This is a genomic window from Kosakonia sp. CCTCC M2018092, assembly GCF_003864115.1.
Classification (GTDB): domain Bacteria; phylum Pseudomonadota; class Gammaproteobacteria; order Enterobacterales; family Enterobacteriaceae; genus Kosakonia; species Kosakonia cowanii.
Window position 1 is genome coordinate 2888250 of sequence record NZ_CP034225.1, and the last position, 22636, is coordinate 2910885.

Below are 22636 nucleotides of genomic sequence, written 5' to 3' on the forward strand. Positions count from 1 at the left end.
TAAAACGGCGTTTTAATTTGAGGGCAAGTGATGAAGATGTCGTGCAAAGGGGCGCTGGCCGCCGCGTTATTGATTTCCGCTACGGCCAGCGCCCAAGAGACGTGGCAAACCGAGGGCGTCGTCGAAGGTAATCTCCCGGCGAGCTGGCCCGCGCTGAAAGCACAAATGCTCTACCCCGACTCATGGCTCTCCGGCCACTACTCTGATTTTAATCAATGGCAAACAGAGGGCCGTCAACGCTTTCGCGCCGCCCTGCTCACCCCCGATGCCAGCAAAATCTTCGCGCCGGAAACAATAAGCAAAGAGGATCGCGGCAGCTACACCGCCGAAAAGCTGGCGCTGAACATTACTGACGACAACCGCATTTCAGCCCTGCTGCTGATGCCGAAAACGCCCGGCCCGCATCCGGCGGTGGTGCTTCTGCACGATCACGGTTCGAAGTTTGATATTGGCAAAGAGAAATTAATCCGACCGTGGAATGACGCCAAAAAGCTCGCCAGCGCACAGGCATGGGCGGATAAGTTCTTCAGCGGAAAATTTATTGGCGACGAGCTGGCGCAGCGCGGTTATGCGGTTATCGCTATCGACAGTCCCGGCTGGGGCGAGCGCGGGCCGATGGTCTATGAACAACAGCAGGCGCTGGCCAGCAACTACTTCAATCTGGGCCGTTCTCTTGCGGGCGAAGTGGCATATGAAGATATGCGCACCGTCGATTTTATCGCCGCGCATGCAGGGGTCGATAGCAAACGCGTCGGCGTGCTGGGCTTCTCCATGGGCGGGTTCCGCGCCTGGCAACTGGCTGCCCTGAGTGACAAGGTGGCCGCAACGGCGGTGATTTCGTGGTTCGGCACTTACAACGGCCTGATGCAGCCCGGGAATAATGTGCTTCGCGGGCAGTCAGCCTTTTATATGCTGCACCCCGGTATGCCGGCGCTGATGGATATTCCCGATATCGCCAGTCTCGCGGCACCAAAGCCGATGCTAATCTTCAGCGGCGGCAAAGATAAGCTCTTCCCGCCGCAAGCAGTCGAAGAGGCCTTTGAGAAAGTGCACCGCGTCTGGGCGTCGCAGAATGCCGATGAGAAACTGGTGACTAAAAGCTGGCCCGAGCTGGGCCATGTCTTTTATCAACAGCAGCAGGATGAGGTCTTTCCGTGGCTGGACAGGTGGCTTAAGCCGTAAGCGATCCCCTCCGCAACGGAGGGGAGAGAGCCTATTTTGCGTTACGTAGCGTCGTCAGGCAGTGCTTAAGGGCGTTGTCGAGGGGCGCTTCGATGCGCAGCGTCTCGCCAGTTGCCGGGTGGGTAAACTTCAGCGCCGCCGCATGCAGGAAGAGGCGTGATAAGCCCGTTGAGGCAAGCTGCTTATCAAACTCGCGGTCGCCGTAGCGATCGTCAAAGGCAATCGGATGCCCGGCATGCTGGGTATGGACGCGGATCTGATGCGTACGCCCCGTCACCGGGCTGCAACGTACCAGCGTGGCGAAAGCGTAGCGCTCTTCCACTTTGAAGCGCGTTTCCGACGGTTTGCCTTCGCTGTTCACCCGCACGATGCGCTCGCCGCTCTGCAGAATATTTTTCAGGAGCGGTGCCTGCACGGTTTTTACGTGGGATTGCCACTGCCCACGCACCAGCGCCAGGTAATCTTTCTGCATCTCTTTACCGCGCAGCTGCTCATGGAGCGAACGCAGCGCCGAGCGTTTTTTCGCCACCAGCAGCACACCAGAGGTGTCGCGATCGAGGCGATGGACCAGTTCGAGGAAGCGCGCTTCCGGGCGCAACGCACGCAGCCCTTCGATGACGCCGAAACTGAGGCCGCTGCCGCCGTGTACCGCGGTGCCAGAGGGTTTATTCAGCACCAGAATATGATCATCTTCGTAGAGAATGACGTCATTAAGCTGGGCGACCTTTTGCAGGTGCGGCGAAACCGCCTCTTCTTCTTTTTCGGCTACGCGTACCGGCGGGATACGAATTTCATCGCCATCTTCCAGTTTATATTCTGGTTTTACGCGCTTTTTATTCACACGTACTTCGCCTTTACGCAAAATACGGTAGATCATGCTCTTCGGTACGCCCTTCAACTGCGTACGCAAAAAGTTATCAATGCGTTGCCCCGCTTCGTCTGCGGTGATAGCAACAAATTTTACGGCTAATGTCTCAGTTTTCATGGGAGGCGATTCTAAATAGCCACGCTGAATAGCGCCACTCATTTTTATATGCTTATATTGACTATTACATTCGGTAAACAGCGTTTCATACAGTTGATTCGGTGGTTATTAAACCAATCTCCGGGCAAAGGTGAAGAAACTGTGAGTAACCGGGTGATAAATGGTAAAAGTCAGCTTGCTATAACAGGGTTCGCAAGGAATAATGTTGCCGTTTTCCGTGTTGAATTTTGCTAAAACAAGTAAATGAGCGGAATGACCAGTTTTGCCTGTCCGATCATACACGCAGCAATGGCGTAAGACGTATTGATCTTTCAGGCAGTTAGCGGGCTGCGGGTTGCAGTCCTTACCGGTAGATGGAATCTTCTCTGGAGAGTTTTTCCCAGGCTGTTCCCCTGATAATTGCGCTGTATTTTCCACAGGAAATGCAGGCAACCGACACACTGCGCCTCTTAAGCGAGCGACAACCGTGAGGTTGGCGACGCGTAATAGACTCGAGGCCATCGGTTCTCCCCGGAAAGGCAAAATCTTGCCCGCAGCTTAGTCGTCAATGTAAGAATAATGAGTAAGTTACGATGAAAAGAATGTTAATCAACGCAACTCAGCAAGAAGAGTTGCGTGTCGCACTTGTTGATGGGCAACGTCTGTACGACCTGGATATCGAAAGCCCCGGGCATGAACAGAAAAAAGCCAATATCTACAAAGGTAAAATCACCCGCATTGAACCGAGCCTTGAAGCTGCCTTCGTTGACTACGGCGCTGAACGTCACGGTTTCCTCCCCCTCAAAGAGATCGCTCGCGAATACTTCCCCGCCAACTACAACGCGCATGGCCGTCCGAACATCAAAGATGTCCTGCGTGAAGGCCAGGAAGTTATCGTCCAGATCGACAAAGAAGAGCGCGGCAACAAAGGCGCGGCGCTGACCACCTTTATCAGCCTCGCCGGTAGCTACCTCGTTCTGATGCCGAACAACCCGCGCGCGGGCGGCATCTCTCGCCGTATCGAAGGCGACGACCGTACCGAGCTGAAAGAGGCGCTGTCGAGCCTCGAACTGCCGGACGGCATGGGTCTTATCGTACGTACCGCAGGCGTTGGCAAATCTGCCGAAGCGTTGCAGTGGGATCTCAGCTTCCGCCTGAAACACTGGGAAGCGATCCAGAAAGCCGCAGAGAGCCGCCCGGCTCCGTTCCTGATTCACCAGGAGAGCAACGTTATCGTTCGCGCTTTCCGCGACTATCTGCGCCAGGACATTGGCGAAATCCTGATTGATAACCCGAAAGTGCTGGAGCTGGCTCGCCAGCATATCGCCGCGCTGGGTCGTCCGGATTTCAGCAGCAAAATTAAGCTCTACACCGGTGAAATCCCGCTGTTCAGCCACTATCAGATTGAGTCGCAAATCGAATCCGCCTTCCAGCGTGAAGTGCGTCTGCCATCCGGCGGCTCGATTGTTATCGACAGCACCGAAGCGCTGACCGCCATCGACATCAACTCCGCTCGCGCAACCCGCGGCGGCGACATTGAAGAGACGGCGTTCAACACTAACCTCGAAGCGGCAGATGAGATTGCCCGTCAGCTGCGTCTGCGCGACCTCGGCGGCCTGATCGTTATCGACTTTATCGACATGACCCCGGTACGCCACCAGCGCGCGGTTGAAAACCGTCTGCGTGAAGCAGTTCGCCAGGATCGTGCGCGTATCCAGATTAGCCATATCTCCCGCTTCGGCCTGCTGGAGATGTCCCGCCAGCGTCTGAGCCCGTCGCTGGGTGAGTCGAGCCACCACGTCTGCCCGCGCTGTAGCGGTACGGGTACCATTCGTGACAACGAATCCCTGTCGCTCTCCATTCTGCGTCTGATTGAAGAAGAAGCGCTGAAAGAGAACACCCAGGAAGTGCATGCGATTGTGCCGGTGCCGGTTGCCTCTTACCTGCTGAACGAAAAACGTGCCGCTGTAAGCGCTATCGAAGCCCGTCAGGGCGGCGTGCGCTGCGTCATCGTGCCGAACGATCAGATGGAAACGCCGCACTACTCGGTGCTGCGCGTACGTAAAGGCGAAGAGACGCCAACCCTCAGCTACCTGCTGCCGAAGCTGCATGAAGAGGAGATGGCGCTGCCGTCTGAAGAGGAGTATGCCGAGCGTAAACTGCCTGAGCAGCCTGCCCTCGCCACCTTTGTGATGCCAGACGTGCCGCCTGCGCCGCAAGCCCAGGAGCCAGCACCCGTTGCGCAGACTCAGCCTGCCGCCGCATCTGGCACGGCACCGGGTCTGTTTGGCCGTATCGTCTCTGCCCTGAAAAACCTGTTTGCTGGCGAAGAAGCGCCAGCACCGGTTGAAGTGAAGGAAGAGAAGAAAGAGGCAAAACCTGAGCGTTCGCAGGAGCGTCGTAAACCGCGTCAAAGCAACCGTCGCGACCGTAACGATCGCCGTGATTCACGTGATTCCCGTAGCGAAGGCAACGAGGGGCGTGAAGGACGTGACAACCGCGACAATCGTGACAACCGCGAAGGTCGTGAGAGCCGCGAAGGTCGCGAAGATAACCGCCGCAACCGTCGCGAAAAACCGCAGCAGAACGCGGAAAATCGCGAGCCGCGCCAGAACACCGTTACAGACGAGTCGGATAAAGCGAAAACCCGCGACGAGCAGCAGCCGTCACGCCGTGAACGCAACCGTCGCCGCGGCGATGACAAGCGTCAGGCGCAGCAGGAAGTTAAAGAGCTGAACCGTGAAGAGCCGATCCGCGAAGAGCTGCCAGCTCAGGAAACGGAACAGGAAGAGCGTGTTCAGGTAATGCCGCGCCGCAAACAGCGCCAGCTGAGCCAGAAAGTGCGCATCGATGATAACCGTGCTGAAACCGTTATTGACGAAACCGTTGCAGAGACCGCGCCAGAGGAGCAGCACACTCAGGTCGCGAAAGTCGATCTGCCGGCTGTGGTTGAAAACGCCCCGGTGCTGGAGCAGGAAGAGAACGGTGAAGCCCGTGAAAACACCATGCCGCGCCGCTCACGCCGCTCCCCGCGTCACCTGCGCGTCAGCGGCCAACGCCGCCGTCGCTACCGTGACGAGCGCTACCCGGTACAGTCCGCCATGCCGCTGACCATCGCCTGCGCCTCGCCGGAGATGGCTTCCGGTAAAGTGTGGGTTCGCTATCCGGTGCCGCGTGCGCAGGAAGAGCAGCAGGAGATCCAGCACAACAGCGCGCTGGAAACCGAGCAGCAGCATGCACCAGAGCAGGAAGTGGCACCAGCCGTAGCGGAAGCGCAACTGGTCACTACCAGCCAGGCTGACGTTGTTGAGCCGCAGGCTCCGGTTGAAGCCGCACCTGTCAGCGAGCAGCCAGAAGTGGTTGAACCGCAGGCAGCGGTTGCAGAGCCAGCTCCGGTCGAGGTTGAAACGACGCATCCGGAAGCGATCTCTGCCCCGGTAGACGAACAGCCGCAGCTGATTGCTGAGGAAGATCGCGCTGTCGCAGAGCAGGTTGCTGAAAACGCAGAGCCGGTGAAAGAAGAGGCTGCGCCTGCACCGGTTGTTGAAGAAGTTGCTCCGGCGCAAGTTGAAGCACCGGCTCCCGCTAAAGTTGAAGCTCCAGTGCAAGCTGAAGCTCCTGCTGTGGTGAAAGCGGAAGCCCCTGCGCCGGTGAAAGCCGACGCACCGGCGGTCGTTCACAGCCATGCAACCGCGCCGATGACCAAAGCGCCTGCCCCTGCATATGTGCAGGAAGCACCGCGCCACAGCGACTGGGTTCGCCCGGCGTTCAACTTCGACGGTAAAGGTTCTGCGGGCGGTCACAGCGCCACGCATACCGCCACCGCGCCGGCGACCAAACCGCCAGCGGTTGAGTAAGTAAAACGCTGCAACAAGCCGACCTCCGGGTCGGCTTTTTTTATGCCCGCATTTCCGGCTGGCGCATCCCGCTCAGCCCCGGCATCACTTCCCGCATCAGCTGCAAAAATTTACGCAGCCGCGCTGGATAGTAACGCGCCCATGGATAGACAAGATGGACCGGCAACGGTGCGGCCTGCCATTGCGGTAACAGCGTCACCAGCTTGCCGCTGCGGATATCCTCTTCTACCGCCCAGCTGGAGATTAACGTCACCCCCAGCCCGGCGAGTGCCGTATTACGCGCGGCGTAAAGGCTGTCGGTAAACAAGCGTGGCGAGATGGCCACCTGCACCGCCTGGTCATCATCCTGCGCATAGAGCGCGATTTGATGCTGATAGAAGGTACTCAGCGCCACCCACGGTAAGTTGCTCAGCTGCTGCGGCGTCTCAATGGCAGGAAAGCGTTCCAGCAGCGCAGGTGACGCCACCAGGCTGCGCGGCACTTCGGCCAGCAGCACCGATACGGTAGCCGGATCGACTTCTGCCCCGACGCGAATGGCGCAATCGATATTGGCGCTAAGAAAATCAACGGTTTTATCATTCAGCATCCACTCCACTGTCAGCTGTGGATGACGCTCAAGAAATTGTGTTAGCGGCACCAGCAGTTGCTGCTGACCAAAAGCATGCGGGGCGCGCACCCGCAGCATGCCGACCGGTTCGTCGTCGGACTGGCTGAGATCGTCCTCCAGCGCCACCCAGGCATCCGCCACCCGCTTTGCATGCTGATAACAGCGCTCGCCGTCATCAGTGAGCTTCATAGCATGGGTGGTGCGCAGCAGCAGTTTGACGCCAAGCAGCGTCTCCAGCGATTGCAAACGACGGCTGACGGTTGCCTGTGTGGTCTCCAGCTGGCGGGCCGCCGCTGATAGCGAGCCTGCTTCCACAATGCGGATAAAGGTCCGCATTAAGTCCACCCGATCTATACGCTCTTGTCGCCTCATAATCTTTATGCCTATACGTTTCACGTATAACCGTTTTACCACTGCGCTGACTACCGCGCCACCGTGCCATGGGTAAAAATGCGCTCACACCGTAGCCTGACTACGCATTCACAGCTTTATCTCTTCGGGGACACTATATGAACCATCAATCGCTCTCTGCCCGTATGGCAAACGGCATCTTTTTTGCGCTGGCGCTTGGCGCAGGATTCAGCGTCGCGGCCATCTACTACTCGCAGCCGCTGCTCCCGCTGATGGGCAGCGATCTGCATCTGACCATCAATGGCATGGGGCTGGTACCGACGCTCACCCAGGCCGGTTACGCGCTCGGCATTCTCTTTCTGCTGCCGCTGGGCGACCGTCACGATCGTCGTCGCCTGATTATGGTGAAAAGCGCAGCGCTGGCGGTGTTACTGCTGGCCTGTAGCCTGACCAGCCACCTGCCCTCGCTGCTTATTGTCAGCCTGTTAATTGGTATGGCGGCGACCATGGCGCAGGATATTGTACCGGCCGCGGCGATCCTCGCCCCGGCGGGGAAACAGGGGAAAATGGTCGGCACGGTGATGACCGGTCTGCTGCTCGGTATTTTGCTCTCGCGGACGGTCAGCGGCTTTGTCGGTGCGGCGTTTGGCTGGCGTGTGATGTATCAGCTCGCGGCGGTCAGCATCGCCCTGATTGGCGTCTTGATGTGGTCAGTATTACCGCGTTTCGCTACCCACTCCACGCTGAGCTACCCGGCACTGATGCGCTCAATGGCGCACCTGTGGCAGCGCTACCCGACGTTGCGCCGCGCGGCGATGGCGCAGGGCTTTTTGTCCATCGCCTTTAGCGCCTTCTGGTCGACGCTGGCGCTGATGCTGCTCGAGCACTATCAGCTGGGCAGCGCCGTTGCCGGGACCTTCGGTATTGCCGGTGCCGCAGGGGCGTTAGCCGCGCCGCTGGCGGGAGGCCTTGCGGATAAAGTGGGTGCAGAGCGCGTAACGCAGCTTGGTGCCGGTCTGGTAACGATCTCCTTCGCCCTGATGTTCCTGCTGCCTGCCCTGCCGCCCCATGGTCAGCTGGCGCTGATTGCCCTCTCGGCGGTCGGGTTTGATCTTGGCCTGCAATCAAGCCTCGTCGCGCATCAAAATCTGGTTTATAGCCTTGAGCCGCAGGCGCGGGGACGTCTCAATGCGCTGCTCTTTACGGGGGTGTTTATCGGTATGGCGCTGGGTTCCGCGCTGGGGAGCAAGCTTTACGCTATCGCTTCATGGCAGGGCGTGGTGGTACTGGCGAGCGTGGCGGGGCTTATCGCACTGCTGATCCGTCTCTTCGACGCCCGTAAGCTTGAGCAGGCGAAGCAAAACGCATAGATAAAAAAAGGCCCGCTCTGGAGAGACAGAGCGGGCATAGCAGACATACTCCAGTTTCAGGATATGCCCAAAGTAAAAAGGTTATTAACGATTCATCTGGAACAGTGACATACCCTGCATATCGGTGAAGGCTTTATAAGAAGCCTGCAACGCCGCTTGCTGCATGGTGTAAGAGGAGATCACCGAGCTCCAGTCAGCATCGATCAGGTCGCTCTTCTGCTGCTTTAACGACAGTGCACGATCGTCGCCAAGCGCATCAAGTGTATCCAGTTCGTTAAGCTGAGTACCGAGTTCAGCACGCACGCTCAGCACGTTGTTCAGGGAGTTGCCCAGACCACGGCTGGTTTTATCCACCGCGGCCTGCGCCGTGGCTTTCGCCGTATCGTCGCCTGCTACCGGTGTCTTCAGCGCTGCAATTGCCGTGTCGAGCATTTTGAACAGATCCGTTTCCGGCGCAGGCGCAACGCCCGTAGCCGGATCGACAGGCTCTTTGGTCGCATTACTGGTGACGGCGTTGAATACCTGGTCACCGGTATGGGCGATCACCATGGTACGCGCCGCATCAACCTGCTGGGTAATGGCGTCGGTACCGCCGCTGTAGTTGCCTGTGGCATCGTACGGCTTGTTTTCAGTGCGGTAACCACCAAAAATGTAGCGGCCGTTACCGTCGGTGCTGTTCGCGAGGTTCAATAATTGATCGCGAAAGCCCTGCAACTCGGCGGCTACTGAAGCGCGGTCATCATCACTCAACGAGCCATTGCCCGCTTTCACAATGCTGCTCTGTGCGCCTATGACGGCAGTAGTGACCTGCTGCAACACGCTCTCTTCGAGAGAAACTTTCTGTTTAGCGAAGGTGCGCGCCGTATCGTACTGCGTGTTTTGCGCCTGCGCCTGGGAGATCACCACCGCCTGCGAGGCGGCGATCGGATCATCAGACGGGCGGTTAACGCGCTGACCGGTTGTCATCTGCTCGCCATATCCTAACCATTTGCCCTGAGCATTGGTTACGCCGCGCAGATTTTGTTCGTACATCATTTGCGTGCTAATACGCATGACTCACCTCTTACTTAACGAATGGCCAGCAGGGCATCAAACAACGAGCTTGCGGTTTTCAGCACCTGGGCGTTAGCCAGGTAGTACTGCTGAAAACGCTGCAGGTTGCCGTACTCTTCATCGAGGTTTACCCCGGAGATAGATTGCTGCTGGTTACTCAACTGGGTCACGACGTTAGTCTGTGTCGCGCTGCTGGTTTTCAGCGTCGAGGTTTTGTTCCCGACATCGCTCACCAGCGTGGCATACGAATCGTTAAAGGTTTTGTTCCCGCCGACCACTTTCGCGCTCTGCAGCTTTAACAAATCCTGACCGTTGCGGTTGTCGCTCGCGCCGTTGCCGGCCGCGCCCGCCATGGCGATTTTCGACTCATCGGTCACCGCCACGCTCATATTCACAATCGCGTTGCTCACCGGACGGATGGTGAAGCTGTCATCTTTTTTCGCGCCGGTAGAGCCGTTATTGATGGAGACTTTCAGGCCATCAAAATTGAGCGTGCCGTCGGTTGTATCCGGCGTTACCGCGATGGTGGTGTTATTGGACAGACGCGTGACGTTCCACTGGGTGCCGTCAAAAGCGACTTTATAGTCGGTCGCCTGTACCGCAGAGCTGTTGCTTACGGTTGCGGTCAGCGTGGCGTCGCCGCTGTTTTTGCTGTTCGACGTGGCAGAAGGCCCGCCAATATTGAAGAACTTCTCACCCGCATCGCCATCTGCGTCAAACCCTTTAACATGCTGCTGGTTAAAGGAGTCTGCGAAAGAGAGCGCCAGCTGGCCCAGCGTATTACGCGCCTGGTCCAGATCCTGCGTGCGGAATGAGAGCAGGCCGCCGAGTGAACCGGTGGTCACCTGCTTTTCCGGGATCTCGACATTGCCAGCGATCTTATCGACATACGCCAGCGTGGTACGTGCCGGATCGGCGCTGGAAGGCACCGCTGCAAGCTGACGCGCCTCTTTACCCTGCACCAGAGTAATGCCGTTACCCATGCTGACGTTATAGCTGCCGTCCTGGGTGCTGACTTCCACTCCCACGACTTTGTTCAGTTCGCTGACCAGCTGGTCGCGCTGATCGAGCAGGTCGTTTGGCGATGAGCCTGCGCCTACCGCAGTCAGTTTAGAGATCTGCTGGTTGAGGTTGGCGATCTGCTTCGAGTAGTTGTTGATCTGATCAACGCTGGTGGCGATAGATAAGTTGACCTGTTTATCCTGGTCACGCAGATACTGATCGGCCACTTTAAACTGGTTTACCAGACCGTCGGCTTTGCCGAGCAGTGCCTGGCGCGACGACGGATCGGAGGCGTTACTCACCAGTGTCTGCATGCTGGAGAAGAAGCTCTGCAGGCTGCTCGACAGGGAGTTGGTGGTATCCGACAGCACATCGTCAATTTTTGACATCTGCTCGTAACGCGTGGTCAACCCGCTGTTCTGGTTTTGCGCCGCGCGCAGCTGGTTGGTAATAAAGGCGTCATACTCACGCTGAACGCCAGTCACGGTGACACCATTGCCCACGTAGCCGCTACCGGTCAGCGTGCTGTTCGAACTGGTCAACACCGTCGTCTGACGGGTATAGCCCGCGACGTTATAACTCGCAATGTTATTACTGGCGGTATTGAGCGCGGCCTGGGCTGCGCTAAGCCCGCTCATTGCGCTGTTAATCAAACTGGACATGGAGGTTCCTTATACACTTTCAGACATGAGTCCTGTTGAAGATTATCGGCAACCCTGAGTGAAACTTGAGGCGTTTTAGAACAGATTTTGTGTATCTGTGCTGTAAGCCTTGCTCACTTTTTCACCCATCGATTTAAGCTGCTGGATCATTGACGTCAGCTTACGGGCATAGTGCGGATCGGTGGCGTAACCGGCGCTCTGCAACGCCTGCGCGCCCTGCTCCGCCGTTGCCGCGGTGGTTACCGCCGCGTAACGTTTGTTGCGCGTCAACATGCCGACATAGTCGGAGAGCGCTTCAAGATAAGAGCTATAGACACGGAATTTGGCTTTCACCTTCACTGCCTCACCGTTTTCATACTCGGTGGTGGTGATTTCAGTGGTCGGCCCTTTCCAGCTTGAGGTCGCTTTCACGCCGAAGATGTTGTAGCTCGGCTCGCCGTTCTCACGCGGGATCTGCCGCTGGCCCCAGCCCGATTCCAGCGCAGCCTGCGCGAGGATCAGGTGGTGCGGCACGCCGCTCTGCTGGCTCGCCAGCCGCGCCGGAAGCGAAAGCTGGGCGAGGAAGTCTTTGCTGTCGCCGGAGAGTGCCTGCCCGCTACCCGCTTCGGAAACTTCATCGGCGTCCGGCACTTTGGGTATCGCTTTGCGCACCAGCTGCGTCAGCGCCTGGTTTTGATAGGTGTTGACGGTCTCCAGCGGGAACTTCATCGGCACCTGCTGCATCTGGTCAGCCGGATCGACCGGCGCTTGATCGCCGGTCATCTGTTTCACCATCATATCGGCAAGACCAAGACCTTTACCGGCGGTCATCTGCTGGGCGATCTGCTGGTCATACATGCTGGTATACAGCCGCGTTGAATCACTGCTGAAAATCCCGTCTTTCGGTAACGCTTCGCGCATGCTTTTCAGCATCATCTGCACGAACATCCCCTCTACCTGGCGCGCCACCGGGCGCAGGTTGGCAGCCGGATCCTGTCCGGCTTTTGACTTCAGTTCATTCAGTGATTGCGCGTCCCATGCCGCGCTGGTCAACATTCGGCTGTCGGTCAACATTAGATGATCTCCAGTTTCGCACGCAGGCAACCGGCGCTCTGCATTGCCTGCAGAATCGACATCAGCTCCATTGGCGAGGCACCAAGGGCGTTAAGGGCACGCACAACGCTATTGAGGTTGGCGCTGGAGCGCACGCTTTGCAGCGAGCCGCCGCTCTGGCGCAGGTCAATCTGCGTTTGCGGTGTTACCACGGTCTGGCCGCCGCCAAATGGCGTATTCGGCTGGCTAACATTGTTCTGCTGGTTAACGGTGACCGAGAGGTTACCCTGCGCAATAGCACAGCTATCCAGCGACACTTCGCGGTTCATGACCACCGAGCCGGTACGCGAGTTAACAATCACTTTCGCATCCTGCTGCGTGGTGCCGACTTCCATATTCTGGATATCCGCCAGGGCACGAACCTGAGAGCTACCGCCGGAGGAGACGCGCACCTGAACGGTACGGCCATCCAGCGCGGTGGCGCTGCCATAACCGCGTGCGCGGTTGATGGTGTCAGCAATCTGCTGCGCCATGGTGAAGTCTTCCTGGTTCAGTTGCAGGTTGATGCTGTTAGTCGCCCCGAACTGGTTCGGCAACTCACGCTCAATCACCGCGCCGCCGGTAATGCGACCGCCGTTAAGCTGGTTAACCTGCACGCTGCTGCCGCCGGCTGATGCCCCCGCGCCGCCAACAAGGATGTTGCCCTGCGCCAGCGCATAGACCTGGCTGTCGACGCCCTTCAGCGGGGTCATCAGCAGCGTACCGCCGCGCAGGCTTTTGGCGTTACCCATTGAGGAGACCACCACGTCGATGGTCTGACCCTGGCGACCAAAGGCCGGGAGCTGCGCCGTGACCATGACTGCCGCCACGTTTTTCAGCTGCATGTTGGTGCCCTGCGGGACGGTAATGCCCATCTGCGACAGCATGTTGTTCAGCGTCTGGGTGGTAAACGGCGTCTGGGTGGTCTGGTCGCCCGTACCATCCAGGCCAACCACCAGCCCGTAGCCAATTAAGGAGTTTTCACGTACGCCCTGTACACTGGTGAGATCCCGGATACGGTCAGCCTGGGCGAAGGTCGCCATCAGCACTAACACCATACCAGTCAAATATTTAAACATTGGTCACCCCGGTTACATCGGCGATAAGTTAAGGAAGAAACGCTGCAGCCAGCCCATATTCTGCGCTTCGTTGATGTAGCCGTTGCCGACGTACTCGATGCGCGCGTCCGCCACCTGGGTGGAAGGAACGCTGTTGCTGCCGCTGATGGTGCGTGGGTTCACGACACCGGAGAAGCGGATGAACTCAGTGCCCTGGTTGATGGCGATCTGTTTTTCACCCACAACATGTAAATTGCCATTGATCAGCACCTGATCGACGGTCACGGTCAACGTGCCGCTAAAGGTGTTACTGGCGTTGGCGCCGCCTTTACCCCCGAAGGAGTTGCTGCCCGAGGCACCCAGATCGGCACGTGCATTGCCAAACAGACCTTCGAGATAACGCGGTGTGGTGTCTACGCCAAAACTGGCTTTACCATCACGACTGGCGTTGGCCGACGAGCTCTTACTGGCGCTCACGTTTTCCTGCAGTACGATAGTCAGCGTATCGCCAATGTTGCGCGGACGACGATCTTCAAACAGCGGCTGATAGCCGTAGTTAATCGGCTGCGCGGTCTGATAAATCGAGCCATTGACGACCGGAATGGGACCGGGCATCGGTTGAGCTGTCGTTGCCCCCTGCACCAGCGGTGTAGAAGGAACCCAGGCACACCCGGTCAGGGTTATTGCCACTAAAGCCATTATCGGGTAGCTGCGGACGGCGTATTTTTGCATTGCATTCATCTTCGAGATCAGGGTTCCGGTGCGGCGGTTACCGCACCGGATAACGCCTTAGAGTTGCGTCAGTTTTTGCAGCATCTGATCGGTGGTCGATACTGCTTTACTGTTAATTTCGTAAGCGCGCTGAACCTGGATCATGTTCACCAGCTCTTCCGCGACGTTTACGTTTGAAGTTTCCACAAATCCCTGGTAGAGCAAACCTGCACCGTTCAGGCCAGGCGTGGTGCCGTTTGGCGCGCCGGAAGACTGGGTTTCGGTGTAGAGGTTTTCACCAATGCTCTCAAGCCCGGTGTCGTTCATAAAGGTGGTGAGGTTTAACTGACCAACCTGCACCGGTGCTGCCGCGCCCTGCTGCGTCACGCTGACCACACCATCGCGACCGATGGTGATGCCCAGGCTGTTCGCCGGAATGGTGATAGCCGGTTGCACCTGGAAGCCGCCAGCCGTTACCAGCTGACCGTTCTGATCCACCTGGAAAGAGCCGTCGCGGGTGTAAGCAGAGGTGCCGTCCGGCAGCAGAACTTCGAAGAAGCCCTGGCCTTTAATGGCGACATCTTTGCTGTTGTTGGTCTGAGACAGGTTGCCCTGGCTGTGCAGACGCTCGGTGGCGACCGGACGCACACCGGTACCGATCTGCAGACCGGAAGGCAGCGTTGTCTGTTCAGATGATTGCGCGCCTGGCTGGCGGATCGTCTGGTACATCAAATCTTCAAATACCGCACGCTGACGCTTAAAACCATTGGTGCTGACGTTCGCCAGGTTGTTGGCGATGACATCCATATTGGTTTGTTGGGCGTCGAGGCCGGTTTTCGCGATCCATAATGAACTGATCATATGTAGTCCTGTTTATTAGCTCATTGACAGCAATTGGTTGGCACGCTGCTCGTTTTCATCGACGCTGCTGATGATCTTCATCTGCATTTCGAAACGGCGCGCGCTGGCGATCATATCGGTCATCGACTCGACTGGTTTCACGTTACTGCCTTCCAGTACGCCAGACTGCACGCGGATGGAGGGGTCAGGCTGCAACGTTGCGCCACGGGTCGCCTGTGCGCTCTGGCTCAGACGGAAAAGACCGTCATCACCGCGCACTACTTCACGCGGCTCTGCTTTTACCAGCTTCAGCTTGCCGACAGGCGCGATGGTATTCGCCGCGTCGCCGGGGTTGAGCGCTGAAATCGTACCGTCAGCGGCGATAGTGACCTGCGCCCCTTCCGGTACAGCGATCGGACCGCCTTCGCCAATCACTGGATGGCCCTGAATCGTCAACTGACCGGTCGGGCTCACCTGGATATTGCCGTTACGGGTGTAACCTTCCGAGCCGTCCGCCGTTTGCACTGCCAGCCAACCATCCTGCTGCAACGCCACATCAAGCGGGCGTGAGGTGTAGTCCAGTTGACCCGGCGTCATATCGGCGCCAGGCGTGGAGGCCACCACCAGCGTGCGGGTAGGAAGGGAAAGCCCTTCTACCGGCACCGCGCGCAGCGCGTTGAGCTGGGCACGAAAGCCCGGTGTGGAAGCATTCGCGAGGTTGCTGGCGGTGACAGCCTGCTGATTCAGCGTCTGGCTGGCTGCGCCCATCGCGGTATATATTGCGTGATCCATTAAGCCGTCCCGTCAGTCGATTAACGCAGGTTAACCAGCGTGTTAAGGATCTGATCCTGGGTTTTGATGGTCTGCGCGTTCGACTGATAGTTACGCTGCGCGACGATCATGTTGACCAGTTCTTTACTCAGATCCACGTTTGAGGCTTCCAGCGCGCCGTTGGTCAGCTTGCCGAAGTTACCGGTGCCGGCGGTGCCGAGCAGCGCAACACCAGAGGAGTTGGTAGCAGACCAAACGTTGTCACCCTGAGACTGCAGGCCTTCGTTGTTGGCGAAGTTCGCCAGCACGATCTGACCCAGCAGCTGTGACTGTTCGTTGGAGTAGCTACCGACCACGGTGCCGTCATCGTTAATGGCGTAGCTAACCAGTGAACCCGGCGCGTAACCGTTCTGGTTGATAGCCACCACACCGCTGGTGCCGGTGTTCTGCTGCATTGAGTTCAGGAAGCTCAGGCTGAAAGTGCCCGGCGCAGAACCGTTCAGGCTGGCCAGATTGATATCGATCTGCGGCTGAGTGTTCGCCGTAGCGTTCATGGTCCAGGTGCGCGGGTTGGTCGCAGGCAGCACTTCGGCATAGTTGTTGACCGCAGAGAGCGTACCGTTGCTGGTAAAGGTCATCTGCGCGGCTTTCTGGTAAGAAGAGCCCGCTACGCTGGAGTCCTGGGTGTAGACATCCCATTTGTTGGCGCTGTTTTTAACGTAGTAAACGTCAACGGCATGGGAGTTACCCAGGCTGTCATAGGTGGTGACAGTGCCTTTTTTGTTGTAAGAGTCTGAGTTCGTCGGATCGAACGGCGTAACCGTCGGGGTGGAGTCCGTTGAGTTCAGGTTCATCTGCATCGCCGCTGTGGTGGTAGCTTTCGCCGCCATCAGGGTGTTCGGGATGGTGATGGCAGACGGGTTCGCGCCGCTCTGTACCGCAGGCGGGGTGCCGGCTACCGGGAAACCGGTCACCTTCATACCCTGCATGTTAACCAGGTTGCGGTTTTCGTCGAGTTTGAACTGACCGTTACGGCTGTAGTAAACAGAACCGTTGCTGTCGGCTACACGGAAGAAACCGTTGCCGCTCAGCGCGACGTCGAGGCCACGACCAGTGTTGGTGGTGGTGCCGTCAGCGAAGTCCTGGGTAATACCAGCCACTTTAACGCCGAGACCCACTTTAGAACCGGCAAACATATCGGCGAAGGACGCAGATCCGGATTTAAAGCCATAGGTGGCGGAGTTGGCAATGTTGTTACCAATGACATCGAGGTTGGTGGCCGCAGCATTCAGGCCGCTGACCGCTTGTGAAAAGGCCATGACTTACTCCTGATAAGTATGAAGGCTTTAAATAATCTGTCGTACTTCGTCGAGTGTGGTACTTCCGTAAGTACCTAAATCCAGTGTGCTTCCCTTGTCGCCGCGGGTCACACCCTGTACCAGCGCAAACTGCAGCGGCTGTGCCACCAGCTGCGTTGCGCCGGAGCTGGCCGCGATAGACACCGTATATGAGTTATCCGGTGCTACGCTGCCATCTGTCATTTTGCCGTCCCAACTGAAGGTGTGGACGCCAGCTTTCAGACCGCCGAGTTCAATAGTTCGCACCGGCGTACCGCTCTTATCGCTCACGATGGCGGTCACTTTGTCGGCAGTCTGCGTCAGTTCTACGCCAAACGGCGTGGATGTTCCTTTGCCCACCAGCACGGTCTGTCCCGGGATCATTACGCCGTGACCAATCAGGGTGCTCGCCTGCAGCGACTGATTGTTATCAAGCTGTCCGGAGATAGAGCCGAGGGTGGTATTCAGTTTCTCAATCCCGCTTACGGTGCTGATCTGCGCCAGCTGCGTGGTCAGTTCGTTGTTCTGCAGCGGGTTGGTTGGATCCTGGTTCTTTAACTGCGCAACCAGCAGCGTCAAAAAGCTGCCCTGAAGGTCGGATGCACTGTTAGTGCCGGTAGCTGTGGTACCGGACGTTTTACTGGTCGTCGAGACGCCGTTGTTAATCGGGTCGTTAATATTCACGCTGATAGACATACGGGGCCCCTTTACTGACCGAGAGTGAGCGTTTTGAGCATCATGCTCTTCACGGTGTTCAGCACTTCAACGTTCGCCTGGTAGCTGCGCGACGCGGACATGCTGTTGACCATTTCGCCCACGACATCGACGTTAGGCATTTTTACGTAGCCGCTTGCATCAGCCAGCGGGTTACCGGGTTCATACACCAGCTTGTCCGGTGCCTGGCTTTCAATCACATCCGCCACTTTTACGCCGCCCGTGGCCTGGCCCGGTGCTGCATCGACCTGAAAGACAACCTGTTTAGCGCGATACGGCTGACCATCGGGTCCGGTTACGCTGTCGGCGTTCGCCAGGTTACTGGCGGCAACGTTCATACGTTTGGACTGTGCGGTCAGCGCGGAGCCTGCGACATCAAAGATATTCAGTAATGCCATTTAATTAGTTCCCCTGTTGCAGAACACTCATCATGCTTTTGATCTGCCCGCCCAGTACGGTCAACCCGGTCTGGTATTTGACGCTGTTGTCGGCGAACTGGGTACGTTCACGATCCATATCGACGGTGTTGCCATCCAGCGATGGTTGATCGGGAATGCGATAAAGCAGATCGGTAGACGGGCCGGTCATCGCCTGCGCCGGAATGTGGCGCGAAGAGGTGAGAGCCAGCGAGACACCGCTGCCTTCAGCCCGACCGCGCTCCATCACTTTTTTTAATTCACTGGAAAAATCCATATCGCGCGCCTGAAACCCTGGGGTGTCGGCGTTAGCAATATTTGCTGCCAGAATCTCCTGGCGCTGGGCGCTCAGGTTTAGCGCTTCCTGTTGAAAGCGCAGTGCGGCATCAAGTTTATCGAGCATGGCTCCCTCACTGATGACAATTATTTAGCCAACAGCTTAAATCGCCCCTTGCAAACTTATCGTTGGAATAAGGGCAAAATGCGTCGCTATTTTTTGCGTTGATAGATTTGCAAAGCGGTTAAAATCTCCTCATCTGGTTCAACAGGCATGTTTTGCGATGAAGACGTTGAAAGGCGGTGTAGCCGCAATCTTATTGTTATTAAGCCCCTTTTCTCAGGCAGCGGATCTGCAGGCGCAACTGACGTCGCTTTTCGCCCAGCGTCTGGCTGGCTTTAGCGATGAGGTGGTGGTAAACATTCGCACCCCGCAAAGCCAGTTACCGGCGTGCGACCAGCCCACCCTGAGCGTGGTAGGTGGCGCGAAGCTGTGGGGCAATATGAATGTGATGGCGAACTGCGCGGGCACGAAACGCTTTGTGCAGGTCGAAGTCCAGGCGACGGGCAATTATGTTGTGGCGGTGCAGCCTGTTGCGCGCGGTGCGACATTGCAGGCCGGGAGCGTGGCGTTACAGCGCGGCCGCCTCGATCAGCTGCCGCCGAGAACCATGCTCGATATTAATATGGCGCAGGACGCGGTAAGTCTGCGCGATCTGGCACCAGGCCAGGCAATTCAGCTCTCAATGGTGCGTCAGGCATGGCGGATTAAAGCCGGCCAGCGCGTCCAGGTTGTGGCGTCCGGAGATGGCTTTAGTGTGAACAGCGAAGGTCAGGCGATGAACAATGCGGCAGTGGCGCAAAATGCGCGGGTTCGCATGGCTTCAGGGCAGATAGTGAGTGGTACGGTTAACTCTGATGGGAATATTCTTATTAACCTATAAATTACTTAAAGAACTAATGCTATCTGCCGATAAGTTAGTAAGACTGAAGAAATCTGGCCCGAAACGCCGCGAACCTCAATGAGGAAACACTATGAGCATCGATCGTACCTCTTCCCTGAAGCCGGTTAACACCGTTCAACAGCGTGAGACTAACGAAACCCAGACGCAGAAAACGCGCCAGGAAACTGCCGCGACGGCAAACAGCACCAACGTCACGCTCAGCGGTTCGCAAACCAAGCTGATGCAGGCGGGCGCTAACGACATCAATATGGAACGCGTGGAGAAACTGAAAACCGCGATTCGTAATGGTGAACTCAAAATGGACACCGGCAAAATTGCTGATGCCCTGATTAACGAAGCGAAGAGTTACTTACAGAGTAAATAACCGTATGAATCGACTGTCAGATATTCTTGATCAAATGACAGTTATCCTGAGCGCTCTGAAAGACGTGATGGATACTGAGCAAAAACAGCTTTCCGTTGGCCATCTCAATGGCAGCGCGCTACAGCGCATTACGGAGGAGAAAAGCTCCTTGCTCGCGACGCTGGACTACCTTGAGCAGCAGCGTCGTGCCGAACAGAAAACGCAACAAAACGCCAGTGGCGATGTTGCTAATCGCTGGCAGATCATCACGCAGAAAACGCAGCATTTACGCGACCTCAACCAGCACAACGGCTGGTTGCTGGAGGGGCAGATCGCGCGTAACCAGCAGGCGCTGGAAGTCCTGAAACCGCATCAGGAACCGAGCCTCTACGGTGCGAATGGCTATGCCTCATCCGCCAACCGCGGCGGCAAGAAGATTGCGATTTAGTTCGACGATAGCGTGACTATGCCGTCGTGAATATGCCAGGGGTCTCCCCCTGGCTTTTTGCGTTGCTTTTTTTATACCGTGCGGCGGGCGAACTCTTTCACTTTAAACCCGAGCAGCGCAAGGGTAACAAAGTAAGCAACAATACCTGCCCCCACCACCAGCATCAGGCGCAGCAAGCGGTACGGCATTGTTCCTGTCGCCCAGTCCGGCATCACATACAGCATCCCCACCAGCGCAGCAGCCATCACCACCACGGCGATCACCAGACGCAGCAGAAAACGGCTCCAGCCCGGCTGCGGGGTAAAGATCTTCTGCTTGCGCAGCTGCCAGTAGAGCAGGCTGGCATTGAGACAGGCCGCCAGACCAATCGACAGCGACAGCCCGGCGTGCTTCAGCGGGCCGATAAACGCCAGGTTCATCACCTGGGTCATCAGCAGCGTCACAATGGCGATTTTGACCGGCGTTTTAATGTCCTGGCGTGAATAGAAGCCCGGTGCCAGCACCTTCACCACGATCAAGCCCATCAATCCAACCGAGTAGGCGATCAGCGCCCGCTGGGTCATAGCCGCATCAAAAGCGGTAAATTTGCCGTACTGGAACAGCGAAACGGTCAACGGCTTGGCGAGAATACCAAGTGCTACGGCACTGGGCAGCGCCAGCAGGAAACAGAGACGCAGGCCCCAGTCCATCAGGCGGCAATACTCCTCCTGATTGCCGCTGGAGAAGCTTTTCGACAGCGATGGCAGCAGGATCGTCCCGAGCGCCACACCCAGCACGCCGGAGGGGAACTCCATTAAGCGGTCGGCGTAATACATCCACGACACGGAGCCGGAGACGAGGAACGAGGCGAAAATGGTGTTGATGATAAGTGAGATTTGGCTGACGGAGACCCCGAGGATCGCCGGCCCCATCTGCTTCACCACCCGCATCGCCCCCGCATCGCTCAGGTTGATGCGCGGCAGCACCAGCATGCCAATCTTCTTTAGATGCGGCAGTTGATAGACCAGTTGCAGCACGCCGCCGACGGTAACCGCCCAGGCCAGCGCCAGCACCGGCGGATGGAGGTAAGGCGCGGCAAACAGCGCAAAGCCAATCATGCTGACATTGAGAAAGGTGGGCGCAAACGCCGGTACCGAGAAGCGGTTCCAGGTGTTGAGGATCGCCCCCGCCAGCGACGCCAGCGAGATCAGCAGAATGTAAGGAAAGGTGATGCGCAGCAGTTGCGAGGTGAGGTTAAATTTATCCGCCGTATCGGCAAACCCTGGCGCAGTAACGAGGATCACCCACGGGGCCGCGAGCATCCCGGCAACGGTGACTATCGCCAGCGCAATCGTCAGCAAGCCGGAAACATAGGCGACAAAGACGCGGGTGGCATCTTCGCCCTGCTTGCTTTTGTACTCGGCGAGGATCGGCACAAAGGCCTGGGAAAACGCGCCCTCGGCAAAGATACGCCGTAACAGATTGGGCAGTTTAAACGCAACGAAGAAGGCGTCCGTCGCCATCCCTGCGCCAAACACCCGTGCCACAATGGCATCGCGCGCAAAGCCCAGCACGCGGGAAAACATTGTCATGGAGCTGACTGCCGCCAGCGATTTGAGTAGGTTCATTCTGGTTTCCATAAGACACAACGCCTGCAATGCAGGCGTTGGGATACAGCGAAGCGCTTAGTCTACAGGGAAAAAAGCGAATTACTATCGCCTGCGTTGCCCCGTCTTATTCACTCATCGCCTCGCGCCAGAGCTTCTCCACCACGCGCTGCGCAAGGATCGCCTGCTCGCCCGCCGTTTCCGGAACCGTCTGATTTTGCACACACTCGATAAAGTGGCGCGCGCAACCGGCAAAACCGCGCTGCTCCAGCACGCTCTGCCAGCCGGGAATCGGCCGCGCGATAACCCCCTGCCCGCGCTCTTCGCGCCACTCGCGCATATCGGTAATATCTACCAGCCCGCCGTCGGTCACCGCCTGCACCCACTCGCGCTGGCTGCCCGCCCGCCGGTGCATACTGGTGGTGATTTGCAGCGTGTCGGCGCTGAAGTGGTGCTCGGCATAGAGCATTGCGCCGTCGTCGGTGGTTTGCAGCGTGCCGCTCTGGATCTGCACGCGGCCGCCCGCCAGCCATAGCGCGGTGTCGACCACATGCAGGTAGTCATCAAGCAGCGTAAAGCGCAGGTCGTGCGGCCCGACGCTATCGGCGCGGTGTTTATCCATACGCAGCGAAGCCGCCTGCGGCATCTGCTGTTTTAACTCGCGGTAGAGCGGCGAGAAGCGGCGGTTAAAGCCGACCATCAGCGTCAATTTTTTACGCGCCGCCAGCTCGACTAAGCGCTCGGCATCTTTCAGGTTTTCCGCCAGCGGCTTATCGACGCAGACGTGCACGCCAAGGTTGAGCAGCTCGCTCACCACCGCATAGTGCGAGGCGGTTGAGGTGTGAACGAAGACCGCATCGCACTGCGCCGCCAGCGACGCCAGTGAATCCGCATAAGGGATACGCCAGGTTTCACATACCCGCAGGGCTTTGTCCCGCGTCGGCGACCAGGCCGCCGCCAGCGTCCAGTCCGTTGCCGCGCCGAGCACCGGCAACCAGGCTTTCTGCGCGATACCGCCCAGCCCTACTACACCAATCCGTAATGTCGTCACG

At 57.7% G+C, this 22636-nt stretch carries 22 protein-coding genes; 6 read left to right on the forward strand and 16 right to left on the reverse strand.

The window, feature by feature from the left end:
* Positions 1–30 precede the first annotated feature (30 nt).
* The gene (locus EH164_RS13820; RefSeq protein ID WP_241174964.1) at positions 31–1182 is read left to right on the forward strand and encodes a dienelactone hydrolase family protein; all 1152 of its coding nucleotides are present in this window, start codon (positions 31–33) and stop codon (positions 1180–1182) included.
* A gap of 31 nt (positions 1183–1213) precedes the next feature.
* Here the strand turns inward: EH164_RS13820 and rluC are convergent, their stop codons facing one another.
* Both rluC and EH164_RS13830 read right to left on the reverse strand, forming a co-directional pair.
* Positions 1214–2167: a 23S rRNA pseudouridine(955/2504/2580) synthase RluC gene (gene rluC, locus EH164_RS13825; protein ID WP_023481636.1), complete on the reverse strand. Its 954-nt coding sequence runs from the start codon at positions 2165–2167 to the stop codon at positions 1214–1216.
* Positions 2168–2275: 108 nt separating this feature from the next.
* Positions 2276–2668: a DUF2655 domain-containing protein gene (locus EH164_RS13830; protein ID WP_023481669.1), complete on the reverse strand. Its 393-nt coding sequence runs from the start codon at positions 2666–2668 to the stop codon at positions 2276–2278.
* Positions 2669–2739: 71 nt separating this feature from the next.
* Between EH164_RS13830 and rne the strand changes: the two genes are divergently transcribed.
* Positions 2740–6003, forward strand: coding sequence for a ribonuclease E (gene rne / locus EH164_RS13835; protein ID WP_124968675.1), 3264 nt, complete (start codon positions 2740–2742; stop codon positions 6001–6003).
* A 40-nt stretch (positions 6004–6043) separates the two neighbouring features.
* Here the strand turns inward: rne and EH164_RS13840 are convergent, their stop codons facing one another.
* Positions 6044–6982 carry a LysR family transcriptional regulator gene (locus EH164_RS13840; RefSeq protein ID WP_124968677.1) on the reverse strand — a complete coding sequence of 313 codons (939 nt, stop codon included), beginning with the start codon at positions 6980–6982 and terminating at the stop codon, positions 6044–6046.
* Between the two features lie 137 nt (positions 6983–7119).
* Between EH164_RS13840 and EH164_RS13845 the strand changes: the two genes are divergently transcribed.
* Positions 7120–8331 carry an MFS transporter gene (locus EH164_RS13845; protein ID WP_124968679.1) on the forward strand — a complete coding sequence of 404 codons (1212 nt, stop codon included), beginning with the start codon at positions 7120–7122 and terminating at the stop codon, positions 8329–8331.
* An 84-nt stretch (positions 8332–8415) separates the two neighbouring features.
* Here the strand turns inward: EH164_RS13845 and flgL are convergent, their stop codons facing one another.
* The 11 genes from flgL to flgB form a co-directional block, all read right to left on the reverse strand.
* A complete protein-coding gene (gene flgL / locus EH164_RS13850) occupies positions 8416–9384 on the reverse strand; it encodes a flagellar hook-associated protein FlgL (RefSeq protein ID WP_124968681.1) in 969 nt (322 codons plus the stop codon).
* Between the two features lie 14 nt (positions 9385–9398).
* Entirely contained in the window at positions 9399–11048 is a 1650-nt protein-coding gene (gene flgK / locus EH164_RS13855) for a flagellar hook-associated protein FlgK (protein ID WP_124968683.1), read from the reverse strand.
* Between the two features lie 75 nt (positions 11049–11123).
* Positions 11124–12101, reverse strand: a complete 978-nt coding sequence (flgJ, locus tag EH164_RS13860; RefSeq protein ID WP_124968685.1) for a flagellar assembly peptidoglycan hydrolase FlgJ — start codon at positions 12099–12101, stop codon at positions 11124–11126.
* On the reverse strand, positions 12101–13198 hold the full coding sequence (locus EH164_RS13865; protein WP_023481768.1) for a flagellar basal body P-ring protein FlgI: 1098 nt from the start codon (positions 13196–13198) through the stop codon (positions 12101–12103). Before EH164_RS13865 ends, flgJ begins: the two co-directional genes overlap by 1 nt.
* Before the next feature lie 12 nt (positions 13199–13210).
* On the reverse strand, positions 13211–13909 hold the full coding sequence (locus EH164_RS13870; protein ID WP_124968687.1) for a flagellar basal body L-ring protein FlgH: 699 nt from the start codon (positions 13907–13909) through the stop codon (positions 13211–13213).
* Between the two features lie 57 nt (positions 13910–13966).
* Positions 13967–14749 carry a flagellar basal-body rod protein FlgG gene (gene flgG, locus EH164_RS13875; RefSeq protein ID WP_023481502.1) on the reverse strand — a complete coding sequence of 261 codons (783 nt, stop codon included), beginning with the start codon at positions 14747–14749 and terminating at the stop codon, positions 13967–13969.
* Between the two features lie 15 nt (positions 14750–14764).
* Positions 14765–15520, reverse strand: a complete 756-nt coding sequence (locus EH164_RS13880; protein ID WP_023481416.1) for a flagellar basal body rod protein FlgF — start codon at positions 15518–15520, stop codon at positions 14765–14767.
* Positions 15521–15540: 20 nt separating this feature from the next.
* Complete coding sequence (gene flgE / locus EH164_RS13885) at positions 15541–16818, reverse strand: flagellar hook protein FlgE (RefSeq protein ID WP_124968689.1); 1278 nt, start codon at positions 16816–16818, stop codon at positions 15541–15543.
* 27 nt (positions 16819–16845) lie between these two features.
* Positions 16846–17532, reverse strand: coding sequence for a flagellar hook assembly protein FlgD (gene flgD / locus EH164_RS13890; protein WP_023481389.1), 687 nt, complete (start codon positions 17530–17532; stop codon positions 16846–16848).
* An 11-nt stretch (positions 17533–17543) separates the two neighbouring features.
* On the reverse strand, positions 17544–17948 hold the full coding sequence (gene flgC / locus EH164_RS13895; protein ID WP_023481372.1) for a flagellar basal body rod protein FlgC: 405 nt from the start codon (positions 17946–17948) through the stop codon (positions 17544–17546).
* 4 nt (positions 17949–17952) lie between these two features.
* Complete coding sequence (gene flgB / locus EH164_RS13900) at positions 17953–18369, reverse strand: flagellar basal body rod protein FlgB (protein ID WP_023481616.1); 417 nt, start codon at positions 18367–18369, stop codon at positions 17953–17955.
* Positions 18370–18526: 157 nt separating this feature from the next.
* Between flgB and flgA the strand changes: the two genes are divergently transcribed.
* The 3 genes from flgA (at position 18527) to flgN (ending at position 19998) form a co-directional block, all read left to right on the forward strand.
* Positions 18527–19186, forward strand: coding sequence for a flagellar basal body P-ring formation chaperone FlgA (gene flgA / locus EH164_RS13905; protein WP_023481632.1), 660 nt, complete (start codon positions 18527–18529; stop codon positions 19184–19186).
* A 91-nt stretch (positions 19187–19277) separates the two neighbouring features.
* Positions 19278–19571: a flagellar biosynthesis anti-sigma factor FlgM gene (gene flgM, locus EH164_RS13910; RefSeq protein ID WP_023481467.1), complete on the forward strand. Its 294-nt coding sequence runs from the start codon at positions 19278–19280 to the stop codon at positions 19569–19571.
* Positions 19572–19575: 4 nt separating this feature from the next.
* The gene (gene flgN / locus EH164_RS13915; RefSeq protein ID WP_023481860.1) at positions 19576–19998 is read left to right on the forward strand and encodes a flagella biosynthesis chaperone FlgN; all 423 of its coding nucleotides are present in this window, start codon (positions 19576–19578) and stop codon (positions 19996–19998) included.
* Positions 19999–20069: 71 nt separating this feature from the next.
* Here flgN and murJ read toward each other — a convergent pair whose 3' ends face one another.
* On the reverse strand, positions 20070–21605 hold the full coding sequence (gene murJ, locus EH164_RS13920) for a murein biosynthesis integral membrane protein MurJ (RefSeq protein WP_124968691.1): 1536 nt from the start codon (positions 21603–21605) through the stop codon (positions 20070–20072).
* 106 nt (positions 21606–21711) lie between these two features.
* On the reverse strand, positions 21712–22635 hold the full coding sequence (locus EH164_RS13925) for a Gfo/Idh/MocA family protein (protein WP_124968693.1): 924 nt from the start codon (positions 22633–22635) through the stop codon (positions 21712–21714).
* Position 22636 lies beyond the last annotated feature (1 nt).